Source organism: Chloracidobacterium sp. (assembly GCA_025057975.1).
Lineage (GTDB): Bacteria > Acidobacteriota > Blastocatellia > Chloracidobacteriales > Chloracidobacteriaceae > Chloracidobacterium.
Window position 1 is genome coordinate 13,303 of the sequence record JANWUV010000008.1, and the last position, 17,010, is coordinate 30,312.

16 protein-coding genes are annotated in these 17,010 nt (G+C 53.5%); 9 read left to right on the forward strand and 7 right to left on the reverse strand.

The genetic code is table 11. The features are described 5' to 3' along the window. The first annotated feature begins 18 nt into the window (after window positions 1–18). The 5 genes from rpsD to accC all read left to right on the forward strand — a co-directional run bounded on the left by rpsD (window position 19) and on the right by accC (window position 4,117). Window positions 19–657, forward strand: a complete 639-nt coding sequence (gene rpsD, locus NZ585_08375) for a 30S ribosomal protein S4 (protein MCS7080050.1) — start codon at window positions 19–21, stop codon at window positions 655–657. A 30-nt stretch (window positions 658–687) separates the two neighbouring features. Then, a complete protein-coding gene (locus NZ585_08380; protein MCS7080051.1) occupies window positions 688–1,680 on the forward strand; it encodes a DNA-directed RNA polymerase subunit alpha in 993 nt (330 codons plus the stop codon). Between the two features lie 40 nt (window positions 1,681–1,720). Beyond that, on the forward strand, window positions 1,721–2,176 hold the full coding sequence (gene rplQ / locus NZ585_08385) for a 50S ribosomal protein L17 (GenBank protein ID MCS7080052.1): 456 nt from the start codon (window positions 1,721–1,723) through the stop codon (window positions 2,174–2,176). A 113-nt stretch (window positions 2,177–2,289) separates the two neighbouring features. Further along, entirely contained in the window at window positions 2,290–2,775 is a 486-nt protein-coding gene (accB, locus tag NZ585_08390) for an acetyl-CoA carboxylase biotin carboxyl carrier protein (GenBank protein ID MCS7080053.1), read from the forward strand. A 7-nt stretch (window positions 2,776–2,782) separates the two neighbouring features. After that, window positions 2,783–4,117 (forward strand): acetyl-CoA carboxylase biotin carboxylase subunit, encoded by a 1,335-nt coding sequence (accC, locus tag NZ585_08395; GenBank protein MCS7080054.1) that lies wholly within the window; start codon window positions 2,783–2,785, stop codon window positions 4,115–4,117. Here accC and NZ585_08400 read toward each other — a convergent pair. Further along, window positions 4,071–5,420, reverse strand: coding sequence for a hypothetical protein (locus NZ585_08400; GenBank protein MCS7080055.1), 1,350 nt, complete (start codon window positions 5,418–5,420; stop codon window positions 4,071–4,073). The two genes, accC and NZ585_08400, sit on opposite strands and share 47 nt — an antisense overlap. Window positions 5,421–5,474: 54 nt before the next feature. After that, window positions 5,475–6,149 (reverse strand): HAD family phosphatase, encoded by a 675-nt coding sequence (locus tag NZ585_08405; protein MCS7080056.1) that lies wholly within the window; start codon window positions 6,147–6,149, stop codon window positions 5,475–5,477. A gap of 38 nt (window positions 6,150–6,187) precedes the next feature. Here NZ585_08405 and NZ585_08410 point away from each other — a divergent pair, with 38 nt between their 5' ends. Then, the gene (locus tag NZ585_08410) at window positions 6,188–6,589 is read left to right on the forward strand and encodes a hypothetical protein (protein MCS7080057.1); all 402 of its coding nucleotides are present in this window, start codon (window positions 6,188–6,190) and stop codon (window positions 6,587–6,589) included. On the opposite strand, the gene deoC is transcribed toward NZ585_08410, so the two are convergent. Both deoC and NZ585_08420 read right to left on the reverse strand, forming a co-directional pair. Then, window positions 6,586–7,266, reverse strand: coding sequence for a deoxyribose-phosphate aldolase (gene deoC, locus NZ585_08415; protein MCS7080058.1), 681 nt, complete (start codon window positions 7,264–7,266; stop codon window positions 6,586–6,588). The genes NZ585_08410 and deoC overlap by 4 nt on opposite strands. Before the next feature lie 24 nt (window positions 7,267–7,290). After that, the gene (locus tag NZ585_08420) at window positions 7,291–8,508 is read right to left on the reverse strand and encodes a HEAT repeat domain-containing protein (GenBank protein MCS7080059.1); all 1,218 of its coding nucleotides are present in this window, start codon (window positions 8,506–8,508) and stop codon (window positions 7,291–7,293) included. Between the two features lie 150 nt (window positions 8,509–8,658). Here NZ585_08420 and NZ585_08425 point away from each other — a divergent pair, with 150 nt between their 5' ends. Further along, window positions 8,659–9,930 (forward strand): thymidine phosphorylase, encoded by a 1,272-nt coding sequence (locus NZ585_08425; protein MCS7080060.1) that lies wholly within the window; start codon window positions 8,659–8,661, stop codon window positions 9,928–9,930. Here NZ585_08425 and NZ585_08430 read toward each other — a convergent pair. Beyond that, a complete protein-coding gene (locus NZ585_08430; GenBank protein MCS7080061.1) occupies window positions 9,911–12,472 on the reverse strand; it encodes a penicillin acylase family protein in 2,562 nt (853 codons plus the stop codon). The two genes, NZ585_08425 and NZ585_08430, sit on opposite strands and share 20 nt — an antisense overlap. A 93-nt stretch (window positions 12,473–12,565) precedes the next feature. On the opposite strand from NZ585_08430, the gene NZ585_08435 reads away from it, so the two are divergent. After that, entirely contained in the window at window positions 12,566–13,996 is a 1,431-nt protein-coding gene (locus tag NZ585_08435; GenBank protein MCS7080062.1) for a DUF4912 domain-containing protein, read from the forward strand. A gap of 54 nt (window positions 13,997–14,050) precedes the next feature. On the opposite strand, the gene NZ585_08440 is transcribed toward NZ585_08435, so the two are convergent. Next, on the reverse strand, window positions 14,051–14,221 hold the full coding sequence (locus NZ585_08440; protein MCS7080063.1) for a hypothetical protein: 171 nt from the start codon (window positions 14,219–14,221) through the stop codon (window positions 14,051–14,053). Here NZ585_08440 and NZ585_08445 point away from each other — a divergent pair. Then, window positions 14,220–14,879, forward strand: a complete 660-nt coding sequence (locus NZ585_08445; protein MCS7080064.1) for a Uma2 family endonuclease — start codon at window positions 14,220–14,222, stop codon at window positions 14,877–14,879. The genes NZ585_08440 and NZ585_08445 overlap by 2 nt on opposite strands. Before the next feature lie 26 nt (window positions 14,880–14,905). Here NZ585_08445 and NZ585_08450 read toward each other — a convergent pair whose 3' ends face one another. Continuing rightward, window positions 14,906–16,753, reverse strand: coding sequence for a PDZ domain-containing protein (locus NZ585_08450; protein ID MCS7080065.1), 1,848 nt, complete (start codon window positions 16,751–16,753; stop codon window positions 14,906–14,908). Window positions 16,754–17,010 lie beyond the last annotated feature (257 nt).

Genomic DNA, 17,010 nt, shown 5'->3' on the forward strand with positions numbered 1-17,010 from the left:
GAGAAGGAGTGAGAGTGTATGGCGCGGTATCGTGGTCCGGTTTGCCGGCTTTGTCGCCGAGAGGGTATTAAGCTTTTCCTAAAAGGAGATCGCTGCTATAAGCCATCTTGTCCAATCGAAAAAAGAGGAACATATCCTCCTGGACAGCATGGAAGAGAGACGAAGAGAGGAAAGCTGACTGGGTATGGTGAACAGCTAAGAGAAAAGCAAAAGGTAAAGCGAATATATGGAATATTAGAAAATCAATTCAAGGGATACTTTGAGAAGGCTTCCCGTCAGCGTGGCATAGTAGGGGAAAACCTTCTTTCTCTTCTTGAGAGACGGCTAGATAATGTCGTTTATAGAATAGGATTTGCTACTTCGAGAGCCCACGCTAGGCAACTGGTTAGCCATGGGCATGTGAAAGTAAACAACAGGAAGGTAAATATTCCATCTTTTCAAGTTAAGGTAGGTGATCTTATTTCAATAAAAGAAGAAAGCGCCTCAAACCCTCATATTCTTCAGTCATTCGCGACAGCAGTTGGGAGAGGGCGTCCAAGTTGGTTGGAAGTTGAGAATAAGAATGTTCTTGCAGCGCGCGTAATTTCTTTACCAAAAAGAGAAGATATTACTCAGCCTATTAATGAGCAAATGATAGTTGAGCTTTACTCGAAGTAAGAAGAAGTTGTCTACTCAGGTGGTGTAGATATGTTGATTCCTTTCCAACGTCCTAGGAAGTTAGAGTGTGACTTAGAAACCTTGACGGATACTTATGGTTGTTTTTATGCACAGCCCTTTGAAAGGGGTTTCGGAACAACAATAGGAAACAGCATTCGCCGTGCCTTATACTCATCTATAGAAGGTGCTGCTATAACTGCTGTTAGGATAGAGGGTGTTTTGCATGAGTTTTCCTCCATACCAGGCGTCGTAGAAGATGCTACTGATATCATCCTAAATCTGAAAAGAATACCCTTCAAGATGCCACCAGGAAAGCTAGTTTCGACTTTGCGGTTGAGTCGGAATGTTGCTGGTGAGGTTTATGCCCAAGATATCGAGACTGAGGAAGGTGTTGAAATTCTCGATAAGAGCATGTACATTGCTACCGTTAGTGAGGGTGGAAATCTCTCAATTGAAATGCGTTTGAAGATGGGAAGAGGTTATGTACCAGCAGATAGGAATTTTGATGAAGATCTAGCAATTGGATACATACCCATTGATTCAGTCCACTCACCAATTAAGCGTGTACGCTGTAATGTTGAGGCAGCTCGGTTGGGACAAGATACAGATTATGAAAAGCTTATACTAGAGGTTTGGACAAACGGAAGTATTAGTCCTGCTGATTCAATTGGATTAGCAGCGAAACTAGTCAAGGACCACATGTCCATATTTATAAACTTTGAAGAAACTGAGGTTGAAGTTGAACCGGTAAAAATTCCTGAACGAAAGTCTATTGTTAACGAAAACTTGGACCGTTCTATAGAAGAGTTAGAACTAAGCGTACGCTCTTATAACTGCCTAAAGAATGCTGATATAAAGACTGTTCGAGAACTTGTGCAAAAGAACGAGCAAGAAATGCTCAAGACTAAAAATTTCGGACGTAAATCGTTAAACGAAATAAAGGAAATCCTTGCCGCAATGGGGTTAGGGCTTGGTGCTATCTTTGATGAAGAAGGAAATATTATAGGGTATAGAAATGATTAGGCAGATTGTTGTATAGATTGTGATAGTGGAGAGCGATAGTATGAGGCACCGTCACGCACACAGAAAACTGGGTCGTACTTCTGCGCATAGGAAGTCAATGTTGAGGAATCTAGCAACTTCGCTAGTTCTCAAAGAGAGAATTATAACAACTGTACAAAAGGCAAAAGAACTTCGCCCATTTATTGAGCGAGCTGTAACATTAGGCAAGCGAGGTGATTTACATTCGCGCCGATTGGCGGCCGCTTATTTTCATGCAGGTAATCAAAACTGGAATGAGAATCCAAAACATTGTAAGCGCGGTGCAGAAAGGACAGCTGGCGTAGCAGCTCTATCAAAGCTCTTTGACGTTATATCCCCTCGATATCTTGATAGAAGAGGCGGCTATACTAGGATACTAAAACTTGGCCACCGAAAAGGTGATGGAGCTGAAATGGCGATTATTGAATTTGTTGAGTCGGAAAGCAATCGAGAAACTGATAAAAAAGTTACTCCATAGATTCTTATCTCATTATTTGATGTAATACAGATGAATTGTTTCTTGAAGTTTCAGTACAGGAATTTTCCCTCCAACTGTATTGGAGCTAAGTTTTTTTGAGCGGAGGCGACTCTGTGAACATAAAAGAAATAAAGGAATTAATAGAACTGGTGAATGAAAAACAAATTGCAGAATTAGAAATTGACAAAGCAGGACTTAAGCTTCGCATTAAGACCATCTATGCTGTAGAAGGTAAAGGAATAGTTATTTCCCAGCCTTCTACAGCGGACCTTCACGCCTATGCCCCACAACCCCCTGAAGAGAAAATTCAAGTTGCTAAAGAAGTTATAAAAGAAGAAGCTTCAGAAACTGAAGAAGATCTACATATCATCTATTCGCCAATAGTAGGGACTTTTTATCGCGCTCCGAGTCCAGATTCAGCACCATTTGTTGAAATAGGTAGTCACGTGTCCCCAGGTACTGTTTTATGTATTATTGAGGCTATGAAACTTATGAATGAAATTGAATCTGACATAGCTGGAGAAGTTGTAAAAATTCATCAAGAAAACGGTAAACCAGTAGAATTTGGTCAACCTTTATTTTCACTAAGAAGGAAATAGCTTATCCTTGTTTAGAAAAGTTCTAATTGCTAACCGAGGTGAAATAGCTTGCCGTGTTATCTGGGCTTGTAAGGAACTCGGGCTGAAAACAGTGGCTGTGTACTCTCAGGCTGATGCAGAATCGTTGCATGTACGTTTTGCAGACGAAGCCGTTTGTATTGGTCCTCCGCCCTCACGGCAAAGCTATCTCAATATACCAGCTGTTATTAGCGCTGCGGAAGTAACAAATGCTGACGCAATTCATCCGGGTTACGGCTTCCTATCGGAGAATGCTCGTTTTGCAGAAGTTTGCGAAGCCTGCAACATAACGTTCATCGGGCCGCCGCCAAGCGCCATTAGAACAATGGGTGATAAAGCGACAGCAAAAGCGACGATGAAAGCTGCTGGTGTCCCGGTTGTACCGGGAAGCGAGGGAATTATCGAGTCCCTAGATGCAGCACAGGCTATTGCCTCAGAAGTAGGGTATCCTCTAATCATCAAAGCGACTGCTGGCGGTGGCGGACGTGGCATGCGTGTCGTTAGGTCTGCTGAAGAACTTCAAATAGGCTTTGAATCAGCTCGCTCGGAAGCTGCAGCGGCTTTCGGTAATCCGGGAGTATACATAGAGAAATATATTGAGAACCCACGTCACATAGAAATTCAAGTATTGGCGGACAAGCACGGTAATATAGTTCATTTAGGAGAGCGTGATTGCTCTATTCAGCGTAAGAATCAAAAACTCGTTGAAGAAGCTCTCAGTCCTATCGTTTCACCTGAAATACGCTCGAAGATGGGTGAAGCAGCAATAAACGCCTGTCGAGGTGTCAACTATGTCAATGCTGGAACAGTTGAGTTTATTGTTGATGAAGACTTAAATTTTTATTTCATGGAGATGAATACTCGAATCCAAGTTGAACATCCTGTTACAGAATTCATAACCGGTGTTGACTTAGTGCGCGAACAAATTCTTATTGCTGCTGGAGAAAGGTTAAGTGTCTCACAATCAGGCTTAGACTTTAATGGTCACGCCATAGAATGTCGAATAAATGCTGAAGATCCAGAAAAATTTACACCTTCTCCAGGCCAGATTACCTCGCTGAATATACCAAGCGGCCCAGGTGTCCGCGTAGACACACACATATACACAGGTTATAAAGTGCCACCCTATTACGATTCCTTGATAGCCAAGGTAATTGTTCATGCGCCTAATCGCGATCAAGCCATTGCCCGCATGAGAAGGGCACTTGAAGCCTTCGTAATAGAAGGTATCAAGACAACAATACCTTTGCACCAGAAGATTATGGAGAGTAAAACTTTCAAGTCTGGCCATTTTTCAACTCGTTTTCTTGAAAATTTTTCCTAACTAATTTTTCAAGCAGTAACTGAGCTTCTGATATGGTTAAGACTTCACCTTCTATCTGAAATTCTTGGAGTTGCCTAAGGATACTTTTTACCTTTGGTCCAGGTTTAATTCCCTTGCTTAAAACGTCATGACCTGTAATAAGTGACTGAGAATTTCCCGAAGAAAGATCTTTTAGTATTTCTTCAAGCCAGAATAAAAATTCTTCTGAAGATTCCAGATAAAGAGCCTTACAGAGATAATTAAGTAATTCTAAGTCAATAATTCTTCCTAATCGTCTGAAACAAATTATGGCAATTTGTCTATATAATCTTTGATAAAATATTTTGTAAGGTATAAGGTGTACTTTTCTTAGACCGATTACTTGACGTCTGACAGGATATCCTTGAACAGTGTGAATACCAAGTTCATCTAGAAACTTGACTAGATTAGGTAATGAAAGTCTAATTCCAATAATTGCTAATAGGATGGAAATCCTTTTTGGAATACAAAGAGCTTCAACTACAACCTTACCTCTTTCAAGAGACTTCAATGTATAATTCCAATTTGTATCTTGAGAATAAGGTGTATTCATTGTTGGTGAACTTTGTAATTCTATAAGGCTAGGAAAGAGTCTTTGAATAACACAAAGCTTTTGTAGATATCTTAATCCAATAGAAGGATTTGGCGAAAACAATAATATTTTTTCAAACTCTTTATATACTCTATCTTTTGGAAGATCTTCAAGGGCAGTTTCTCTGCAGAGTTTGATTGTTTCACTTGTTATACTCAAATTATATCTCGAAGCTAACTGTGCTGCCCTAAGAACTCTCAAGGAATCTTCCTTAAATGTCTTTGGATTTGCTACTCTTAATCTTCGGTTTACTAAGTCATTGACTCCACATAAAGGATCTATTATGGATTCGGTTAAGGGATCTTGTAGTATGGCATTAATAGTAAAATCACGACGGCTGACAGCTTCCTCAAATGTCATCCAAGGATCACCTTCAATAAGGAAACCGCGATGCCCTCTACTACGCTTTGATTCACGACGTGGAAGAGAAACATCTACCTCTACAGGAGCGGCAGCTTTCGGTTGCAGCTTGTAAACAGCAAACTGTTCTCCAACAACGTTAATCTTTCCAAACTTTTCAAGTAACTCCTTAAGAGTTTGGCTTGGTAAGGCATAGACTTCAAGATCATAATCCTTTATCGAGTATCCAAGAAGACGATCTCTGACACAGCCGCCGACAAGGAATCCTTTTCCTCCAAGTAATCTGATTGCCTTACAAATTTCTATAAGCCAATCAGGTAAAACCGAAAACATAATAACATTTCCTAATCTTAGCCTACCAACATCTGTTTATCTTTTTAAGCCTTTCTAAAGAGCTTTGATATGTTCTAAACTTAACTCAGTGATACAACTGATAACAATATCGGCTTCCCTCAAATATTCCTGACTATGTGAATTTGTCACACCAACGCAATACATGCCAGCTGCCTTGGCTGCCTCAATGCCCGCATGTGAATCCTCTATAACGAGGCATTCAGCACCAGTCAGCTTTGGTCTACTGTTCAAACATTCATTCAAACGCTGAAGTGTTCGTAGGTAACCTTCGGGCGATGGCTTACAATTTTGAACATCCTCAGCACTAGTAATCGTCATAAAGTTTTCGAGTAAGTTGTACAATGTAAGGATATCTATGATTTCCTGTTTTGCTGCGCCGGAGCAGATCGCTAGGGTAAAATTCAACGAAGCTTCCCTTATCCATTCAACGATCCCAGGGAAAAGTTTGATACTTGTTAGACGAGAGTAAAAAAGTTGAGACTTTCTTTTGACTAACTTAGTAAGTTTCTCAACAGTGATTTCTCTACCATCTCTGATAAATGCTTGCTTAAAACAAGTTTTGTCATCTAAAGCTAGATATACTTCATTGTACAGTTGGCGGTTTATATTTATTCCTTCTTCTAAGAGAGTCTGCCTGAGACAGAAGAAATGAAGGTCCTCAGTGTCTGCAATAACTCCGTCGAAATCAAAGATTATTGCCCGTACCATAGCACAGTCTAATAAATAGCATATCAGGAGGAATTTTTATGAACTGCCTTAGTATCATTTTAACACATACTCTCTTTGCTGTCGTTACAGTACCTGCAATAGCCCAGGGAAGCGTTGGTTTAGGACGAGCGCCGCGCACGGCAAGCGAAATCAAGCGAAATCTTAAAACAATTCTCGTTGTCAAGTCCGTCAATCCTGAGCTGTACACTATTGAGGCGACAGATGAGATTACAGGTGATGAACTAACCTATCGCGTGTCCCGAAATGCCAAAATCACAACTGAAAAAGGTTTTCCTATCATTGGCCATAGCAAAGAAATTCGTCTCGCTGACATTAAGCCGGGACAAAGGCTTGAAGTAGTCTACCGAGAATCCTTACCGACTCAACTCACCCGTATTACTTTGCTCAAGGACAAGGCCAAGATAGAGCAACGCCCCTAGTATCGAGATATTGCTCGCCTATCCTCAATAATGGCGACGCCGTTGCTTGTTCCAAGGCGCGTTGCCCCAGCTGCGATCAGTCGCTCAGCAGTCGCTCGGTCTCGAATCCCACCAGATGCCTTGACACCGAGCTTATCGCCTACGGTCTGGCGTAACAACTCGATATCCTGCACCGTGGCGCCGCGGGAACTAAAACCAGTGGATGTCTTAACAAAATCCCCACCAGCGGATTGAATAATTCGGCAGGCTTTGATCTTTTCATCTTCACTGAGTAGGGCCGTTTCAATGATGACTTTGCAGATTGCTTGATGAGCATGTACTACATCAACGACAGCACGAATATCCGCCTCAACGAACGGCCAATCGCCTTCCCGTAACTTACCAATTGCCAGTACCATGTCTATTTCACGAGCGCCACTCTCGAGCGCCTGCCGCGCCTCATAGACCTTAACTTCTGTTGTCGTTGCACCCAGCGGGAAGCCAATGACAGTACAGACAGTCGTCTTTGCCTGCGAGGCTAGTTCCCGCGCCGCCAATGAAACCCAAATGGGGTTTACGCAAACAGCTGCAAAGCCGTACGTTTTGGCTTCCGCGCAAAGTTGTATAATGTCAGCCTGCGTCGCTTCTGGTCTAAGGCAGGTGTGATCAATCAACGCCGCCAGTGCTCCGGTGTCCATGCTGGTGTCCTGTCGCCAGTATCCTCAACCACCCTGCATGACTTGAATGACGGTTTCACGCGCGAAACGGTCATCGCTCTGCATGAGTTGTAGCAAAACCATTTCCCCGGCATCGCCAAGTTTCTTGAGCGCCTGCGCCGCATTGTGGCGAACCCACCAAGCCTTATCACTTACGGCCTGCCGCAGGCCAGATAACCCGGCCAATAGTTGCAGGTCGCCGATAGCTCGGGCTGCGACTGCACGTACCTCCCAGTCGTTGTCATTCAGCGCCCGAAGAATCGCCTCAACCTCCTGAGGCGACTCGACGCCAAGCGCCGTGAGCGCACGCAACGCTCGAGTGCGAATGTTGACCGAACCACTGTCCAACAAGCGAAGCGCCGCCTGCCTACCAGCAATCGGGTTGATGTACTGGCGCGCGCGCGCGCCAAAATCGCTGATTAGGTCAAGTACAGTCGCCGTAATTCGCTCACGGCGCTCGCGCATGCCCCCAGCTGAATCCAACAACTCCATCAACGGCAGCGTCAAATCAAGTTGCATGCCCATCAGACGATTTGCCGCCTGCATAATCTGCCAGCCGTTGGCTTCCGATAGGGCGATTACCACCGGTTTGATGCCGCGCCCGTCGGCGATTTCAGTCAGCGCCCAAATCGCTACCAACCGCAACTCAGTGCAACTATGTTTAGTGACGCGCTCAAGCGCTTCGAGAGCCGGAAGATGCCGTAGCCAGCCAAGGCGAAACACCGCTCGCGACCGCTCTTCCAGCGTTCCATTGTGAATGATCTGAATGTCGTCCGCGATGAGACCAAGATTTTCATACAACAGCGCCAGCGACTTGCGCCGGGCGTCGGTCGCTGCTCCGTATGCCTCAAGAAGCGCCTGCTTGAGCGCTGCCACTTCATCGCGCGTCGTTGCCCTTAGCGACCGAGCAAAAGGCGCTACATCCACAACTTCTGTGGCCTGAGCCAGCGGTTCCAGTATGTCCTGAAGCTGGGCGCAGTAACGTTCATAGTGTCGCTTCTGCTGGCGGCGGCGCTGCGCCTGTCTGGCTCGGTATAGCAAAACAAGCCCAAGCCCACCAACGGGGATCAAAACCAAAACACCGGAAAGCAGAAACAGCCAACCAGACATCGTTCCATAGGTTCTCTTGTGTTTTCCCTGACAGACTTCAACCACCTGCCAACCGTCGGCGGAAGCCCAACAACGGTAAGAGAAATCGGCGACACCGGCAATGCCAAATCCCATGCGGTAGCATTACCTAGCAGCCGGCTCACATTACACGCCCAAGATGAGCATTGTAGCTTTTTGGAAAATGCGCTTGGATTTTTGGCCGTTGCTTTGCTCAATGGTTGGGAACGCTGCATTAAAGCGAGGAAGTGCTGAACAGCTCCTGGTATGCCGACTACGACTGAAATCATCCGTCGCAAGCGCGACGGCGGCGAGCTTGACCCCGCCGACATCGCAACGTTGGTTGACGGCTACACGCGCGGTGACGTACCCGATTACCAGATGGCGGCCTTTTTGATGGCCGTCTTTCTGCGTGGCATGACGACGGCCGAAACCCGCGCCCTAACCGAAGCCATGCTCCATTCGGGCGCGGTCGTGGATTTTTCACACCTGCCCGTCGCCAAAGTGGACAAACACAGTACGGGCGGCGTCGGCGATAAAACCTCTCCGGCGCTGGCGTCCATCGTGGCGGCGGCCGGCGTCGCCGTCCCGATGATTTCCGGGCGCGGGCTGGGGCATACCGGCGGGACGCTCGACAAACTCGAAGCCATCCCCGGTTTCCGTACCAACCTGTTGCTTGACGACTTCCGCCGCCAAGTCGAGCGCATTGGCGTCGCGCTCATCGGGCAGACGCCGGAAATCGCCCCGGCGGATAAAAAGCTCTACGCGCTGCGCGACGTGACCGGAACGGTGGAGTCCATTCCGCTGATTACGGCGAGCATTATGTCCAAGAAGCTGGCCGAAGGCATTGACGCGCTGGCGCTGGACGTGAAGTTCGGCAGCGGAGCGTTTATGAAGTCGCGCGCAGCGGCGCAGAAGCTGGCGGATTCACTGACAAGCACCGGCGCGGCCATGGGCAAGCGGGTCGCGGCGCTGCTGACCGACATGAATCAGCCGCTCGGCCGCGCCGTCGGGAATGCGCTCGAAATCGCTGAAGTGCAGCAGCTTCTGCGCGGCGAACCCGTCGCCGAATCCTTCCGAGAGCTGACGCTCGATCTGGCTGCACACATGCTTGTGCTGGCGGGACGGGTTGAGACCGTTGAAAACGGCCGCCGACTTGCAAGCGAAACGCTGGCGTCCGGCGCGGCGCTGGCCAAATGGCGCGAGATCATTGCCGCGCAGGGCGGCGATCCGCGTGTCGCCGAAGACGACCAGCTCTTGCCCAGAGCGGCGTACGAAACCGTTGTGCGCGCGCCGCATGCCGGGCGCGTCACGGCGATGGACACTGAAGCCATTGGGATGGCGGGGGTCGTGCTAGGGGCCGGACGCCTGACGCTGGAAACCGTGATTGACCCGGCCGTTGGCTTCCACATGGAAGTCCGGTTGGGCGACTACGTCGCCGCCGGAGACGCCCTCGTACGCATTTACTACAACAACGACGCCCGCTTGCCCGAAGTCATCCGGCGACTTAGCGCGGCCGTCACCATCGCGGCCGATTGAGGGAAGTCGTCGGTGGTCGCAGCGTGAACGTCGCGCGGGCGGCTTTCTCAACCGCCGTTGCGCTGAACGGAAAAACCGGTGGCTGACAGGTCCGCCAACTCTCAAGCTGGTCGGCCCAGTGTGGGTTGGCGGGGTCGCCGGATTCTCCCAACGGCAGGCCCAGCCGCGAGGCGTCCCACTGGCTCAGGTCGGCGACAAAGCGCATTGAGACCGTGACGCCAACGTTAGGTGTCGCGGCGATAAAGCCGCCACCCCCGACTTGCGGCAGCGCCGGAATCTGAAACTGACGGCCGAACACCGGTATCTCCGCCAGCGGGTGCGGAAACATCATCGGGCGGCGGCGTCCCCACGTCCAACGCTCCGGGTCAGCTCCCAAGCGTGCGGCTAGGCGTTCGCGCGCCGTACGATGGCAGGTGCGCAGCAGAGCCCCATAGCTAGGGGTGTCTTTGGGCAGCCAGTTTGCCGGGCGCTGCGTCAGCAATCGTTCGAGCTGCAGCCCACCGAAAATCGCCAGCCGCCAATCGGGAAGTTCGTTGCGTCGCGTACGGAGGGTGTTTTCAACTGGCTGCGACCCAAAGTGGGTGGTCAGCAGCCGGTCCCGGACGGCCTCAGCGAGCCCCAGCGCCAGCATGGCCGCCCGCGAGTCGGGCGTCAGTTCGCCATTCCAGCCACGGAGCAGGCGAAGCGTGGTCTGCCATTCGGCGTCGGCGGCTGCTTCCGCGTCGGCGTCGGCGATGGCGAGAACCTGCCGGACAAACCCCAACGCGCCAAGCGCCGTGATGTCGCCTTGAATCCGCAGGCAGTCCACCACGGAAACCTTTGGCTGTGCGGCCAGCAAGTCGTAAATGCGCCGCGCTCGGTAGGGCGGTGCCCAGTCGGTCGTCAGAAAGTGTGGGTAGCTGCGCCCAACAACTCGGCTGTTGGCCGTCACAATCAAGCCGTCGGGCGGATTGAAGACGTGGGGCAGTTCATCGAAGGGAATCAAACCGATCCAGTCGCCAGCGTCAGTTGCGCCGTCCACTGGAAGCGTGCCGTCGCCGCTTTTGCGGCGGGGAATGCGCCCTGCGCCGTAGTAGCCGATGTTGCCGTCCACGTCGGCATAGACGAAGTTCTGCGTCGCACCGCCGTAATCCGCCAGCGCCCGCCGGAAGTCATTCCAGTCGGCGGCGCGGGCCAGACGCCGGTAACAACGCGATTCATCCGGGGTGATGTCCAGCGCCGTCCAACGCAAGGCAAACCGTCGGCCGTCGCGCTCAAGGATGACAGGGCCGTGACGGGTGACGGTGACTTCGTGCCGTACGATATCCACCTCCGGCGCTCCCGGCGTGCGCCGCACCTTGATTTCCTCGACGCGCGTTTCGGCTTCGCGCCATCCCTGCGGCGTGCGGTACAAGCGCGGCCGCTCCGGATCAAAGGTTTCAAGGAATAGGTCTTGGACATCGGGGGCAAGGTTCGTACAGCCCCATGCAATGCGCTCATTGTGGCCGATGAGGACGCCCGGAATGCCCGGCGCGGTGACGCCGCCGACACGGTAGGTGGGCGTCGCCAAGTTGACCATATACCAAATGCCGGGCGCGGAGGGATCCAGATGGGGGTCGTTGGCGAGAATAGGTCTGCCGGTGGTCGTCCGCTTGCCGGAGACAACCCAGTTGTTGCTCGCAGCTAGGGCTTCAGCATGGAGACCGACGCGCGCCAGCGACGCGGTCTGGGCGTTGGTGAGACGTTCTACGTCTAGCAAAGCTTTTTTCGGCAGCGGCGGGCTGGACAGCGGCGTCCGACGTTTACGCTTGGAGCGCTCGGTTGGAGGTGAGGCAGGGTGGTCGTCCGTCCCGACCACCAGCACGTCGCGGACGCTCGTTTCGCCAGCTTCGATGGGTTTGGTCAGTTCGGCGTATTTGTCGGGGGCGGTCTGCGCCATAACGGCGCGCGCTAAGTCCACTGGCCAAGTTGTTGAAAGCGCCTCGCAGAAAAGCTTGCCGATGAGGAGTGTATCAGCCGGACGCCACGGACGCGGGCGGTAGCGCAGGAGGCGACACTCTAGCGGCAAGGTCTGGTCACGGCATTGGTCAAGGTAGGCATTGACTCCAGCGGCATAGGCTTCCAGATGTCGGCGCTCGTCGGGGTCCATCCGGGCGATGGTCGCTTCGCAGATGTGGCTAAAACCATACGTGCGGTGCAGCCGGTCTTCGTCAAGGACGCGCTCGCCGAAAATCTCCGCCAGTTCCCCAGCGGCGGTACGGCGCAGGAGGTCCATTTGCCACAGGCGGTCGCTGGCAGTGACATAGCCCTGTGCAAAGGCGAGATCGTCGTCGTTGGCGGCAGTGATGTAGGGCACACCACGCGCGTCGCGCAGCACCAGCACCGGTTCCGTCAGACCGGTGAGCGTCAGCGTGACAGCCGCCGGGCGCGGCGCAGGCGGTTCGGTCTGTTGTCCGTCGCCAGCGTGGAGCGGCGGCACAGGGAAGCCGAGCAGCCAGACGCCGAGAAGCAAAAGTACACGGTGCGTCTTGGAAATCGGCTTGGGAAGGATTGTGTTTGGCATGGCGTCGGAGAAATGATGCATGCTTTCAGAAATCGCGCTAGAGTCGGCGACTTTTGAAAGTTATTTCAGTCTTCATACCCAAGGAGTCGTGCCATGCCTACGGGAAATCCGTCAGATGAGCCAACCCAATTGCAGCTCTCGGATGAGTCGGCGTCGCTAGTGACGCCGGATGAACTGCCACTGATGACGGCGGATGAGACGGCGGCGACGTTGGTCATCGGCGAAGCGGACATTGAACCGACGGTGGAAGTACCGGTTACGCCGGTTGCGCCTCCGGTCGGTTTGGAGTCTGTCACATTTGATATGGGGGGCGCATCGGAGCCGATGGCATCTGTTTCCGTCGGCGACATCGTACAAGAGCCGCCGCCGGACATCCGGGAAACGCCGACGTTTCTTTCGGCGCTGCCGGAATCGCCAGTGGATGTGGACGCGCCGCCGCAACTAGCGCCGTTGCCGGATGAATACGAAACTGACGCGATGGCGGCGCTCATTCAGGACCCGTTTCGGATGTTTGTGTATTGGGAAGCGCGCACGGAAACGGTGCGTGCGGTAGAGAGTTTGTTTTCGCCGGAGGAGGTTGCTACGTTTCGGCCGGTATTGCGGGTGACGGAGCGGGAAACCGAGACGGAAACCTACTATCCGGTTGCGTATCGCGGCAGCGAGTGGTTCAGCGTATTTCCCGACCGGACGTACTTGGTGGAGTTTGGCGTCTATTCGCCGCAGTTTGGTTTTATTCGGCTAATGTCAGCCCCGGAAAAGCGGACGCCGCGCGGGACGATTGCGCCGGAGACGCCGCCGCAGCCGGAGTATCGGATTTCGCAGACACGCTTTCGCCGGACATTGGAGGCTTCCGGTTTTCGAGCAGACGGCGGGGCGTTGCCACGCGAGCGGTTGCAGGAGTGGTTTGCGCCGGCGGTGGCGGAAGCGGTGTTTAGGGCGGGCGACGGTTTGCCGTTGGCGGTGGAGCAGATTGAGCAACTGCCGGATTCCGTCCGGGAGGTTGTCGGGACGCTTTTCGAGCGGGACGGCGGCGATCTGGCGGCGATGGCGTTGCTGCACTATTTGCCAGCGCTGTTGCGCGACACATACCTAGCGCGTTTGGCGGCGCGGGGCATGCCGGTCGCCTTCGCCAACGTAGAGCGATTGCTGGCGGCGGGCTACGTTGAGGACGCCGGCCGGACGGATGAGGAAGTGATTGAGGAGTTGGAGTGGGGCGACTGGATTGAGGATGAGGAGATGTTCGACGTGCCGGGCTTGCAGCGGTTTGGCGTTGGAAGTTCGGCGGGCAGCGAGTTGGGCAGCTTACGGCAGCGTCGGCGTCGGCGGTTGCCGCGTCGGCGCGTCCGGCGGCGGGAGGTGACGCAACCCGTACCGCAGCCGGTTGTTCCGCCGGTATGGTTGCCGAGTATGGAGCGTCCGGGCAGTTTGCGGTTGTCGGGCGGCGGTTTGGGGACGCTGTACTTCGACCTTGACGCCATCGCCCGCGAACTCGCCGCCGAGCTTGGCCTGCCAGGCTTGGTGTAGAGCTAGGTGACTTTTCAGGGGTACTCCGCTGAAAACGCCGTTGGTGCGCTTTCCCTAGAAAAGACGCTTCGAGCTGTTGCCTTTGTTGCCTTCCAATCCCATCGGCCGGGTGAAGTTCCTGCCCATGATTTCGTTGAGCGACTGGTTGTTATTCAGCTGATTGAAAGTCCATTGGCTCATTTTTGATGGCGGTGGCTTTTGCCGAAAGTTGAGTTTGCCCACCATGGTTTCCCCAACTGCTGTCAAACAAGAAGAACATGCCACCGGTCTACGTCTCCGGTTGGGGCCGGAACTACGTTTCACCGACGAGCAGTTTGAACGCCTCTGCCGGCAAAACCGCGATTTGCGGATTGAAATGACCGCCGAAGGAGACCTCATCCTTATGCCCCCGACCGGATGGATGACTGGAGACCGCAACGCCGAAATTACCATGCAGCTTCGGCTGTGGGCTAAACGGGACGGCACTGGCGTCGCAACGGATTCTTCCACCGGCTTTACGCTGCCGAACGGCGCGAAGCGGTCGCCCGACGCCGCGTGGGTTCTCCGGGAACGTCTCGCCGCGTTGACGCCGGAACAACGTGAAGGCTTCCTGCCGCTGTGTCCGGATTTCGTCGTTGAACTACGGTCACGGACGGACGCGCTTGCCGACCTGCACGAAAAAATGACCGAATACATCCGCAACGGCGCGCGGCTTGGCTGGTTGATTGACCCGGAAACGCAGACAGTGTACGTCTATCGTCCCGAAGCCGAAGTCGTGGTTCTCGAACGGCCGATGGCGTTGCCGGGCGACCCCGAACTGCCCGGTTTTGTTCTCGACCTGACAGAAATCTGGACGCCGCCTTCGTCTGAGCCGTCCCTGCCGGCCGCCGCTCCCGCCGTGTAGCCGCCGGTGTTCCCTCCATACCCGCGCTACGAACGAGGCTGCATCGAGCCGATCCACGCTTGATACAGCCGTGTCTGGGCGGCGCCCGGCGACGCTACAGGACGTACCTGAAAATCCACCCGCGTTTCCGGTTGCAGCGTCACCACCGCTTCCCGCAACTTGCCGCGCCGAAACACCAAGACTTTGACGACATCGCCGGGCTGTCGCTTCTTCAGCAACTCCGGTACGGTCGCCGTATTCGCCTGTTCGCCGTCAATCGCCACCAGAATGTCCCCCCGGTCAAGCCCTGCGCGAAAACCCGCTTCGTCGGGAAACACGTTGGCGATTACCGTCTGCTTGTCGTCGCCCGTCAACTCTACGCCCAGCGACACTTTCGGTTGCTTCGGCGACCGCGCCTCAACCAACTCAAGCCCAACCGCCGCCAAGTACTCGCCGTAGGGCAACTCCGCCGTACCGTCCACGTACCGCGCGAAAAAATCCGCATAACTTGCGCCGGTCACCGCCTCGACCGCCAACTGCATGCCGTTTTCAGGATACCCGACGCCGCGTTCCGCGTAGGTCGCATACAGCCACCGCATCACGTCGTCAAGCGACTTCGCGCCGTCGGTACGCCGCCGGATGTCCAGATCGAGCAGCAGCGCCACCAGCGCCCCTTTGGTGTAGAAATCCACCCGCACATTCCCGTCGTCCGGCGTCAGCCAAGCGTCAAAACTCGCCGCCGTCACTGGCGTCACCAGTCGCCCCGGCATCCGCTGCTGGGTAGCAATGGTCGTCGCCAGCGTCCGTAAGTAGTCCTCTTCCGAAATGACCCCCGCCCGCCGACAAAGCAAGTCGTCATAGTAACTCGTCACCCCTTCGGCGACCCACAGGTTGCGCGTGTAAACCTCCCGGCTGTAGTCAAACGGCCCCAGCACCTGCGGCCGAATCCGCTTGACGTTCCACGCATGAAAAAACTCATGCGCCGTAATCGAGTAAAACCGCTGCGGGCGTTCCTCGAAAACATTTGACGGGAATGTGATGCTGGTCGAGTTGAGGTGTTCGACGCCGTGAAAGCGTCCGCCTGGAATCGAGTGATAGAGAAACCAGTAGTCACGAAACGGCGTTTTGCCGCCGAACATCGCCGTCGTTTCGGCTACGATGCGCCGTACCTGTTCCGCGATCTCGGAAAGTGGGACGCTAACCGGCCCCTGAAACACCAAATGGTATGTCGTTCCGGCGTGTTCAAACCGTACGCTGTTCAGCGCTGGGCTGGCGACGCCGGGTGCGTCGGCCAGCGTGTCGTAATCGGGCGCTTCATAGACAAACGGCTCGCCGACCTTCCTGAGGGGATAGGCGCACGTCCAACCCGCAGGCAGCGTCAGCGACAGCCGCGCCGGGAGCGTCTTGCGCCCAACGACGTACATCAACAGATTCGTCCCGTTCCAGTACAACTCTTCGTCGTTCCAAAGCGTTGAGCCAGCGTCAAGCGTGTTGGCGTAGTAGGCGTATGAAACTCGCACTTCCCGCGCTGCGCCGCGCTCAACCCGCCAGGTGGACTTATCAATCTTTTCCCACCGCAGCGTCTGTCCGGTCTGGTCGGTCGCTGCAAAGTCGCGGACATTGCGCGCATAGTTCTGAATCTGGTAGCGCCCCGGCCGCCAAGCGGGAAGCGCAAAGTCAATCTGTTTGACCGAGTCCGGCGGCGCATAGCGGATGGCGATGGTGATGAGGTGCGAGTTCGGCGCTTGCGGCGTCAACGTGTATTCAAGCATCGGTGACTTGGATGTTTGGGCGTTCCCGGAAAGGGCAAGGGCGAACAGGCCGTACCAGAGCAGCCCAAGCCGCGCAACGATGAAACGTTGTCCGGCGGAGTGAAGAAAAAACGATGTCGGCATCACAGGAAACCACCGAGAGATGTTTTGGAGAAAGACGATCACCGCCGGTCCCGACTCTAGTACACCGACCCAAGGCGATGCAGCGTCTTCTGTTTGCCGGGCTGTCCGCTGCACATCTCGGAAAGCACGCCGGGCCGGCGGTTACGTCTCTCAACCCAGTGTGAGGGTGCTGTGAAACGCATAATGCGCTCGGCGTCTGGAATCCGGTCAGTCCGTCGCAAGTCCTCCAGAAGCCGACAACGGCGAAACGCCCGATC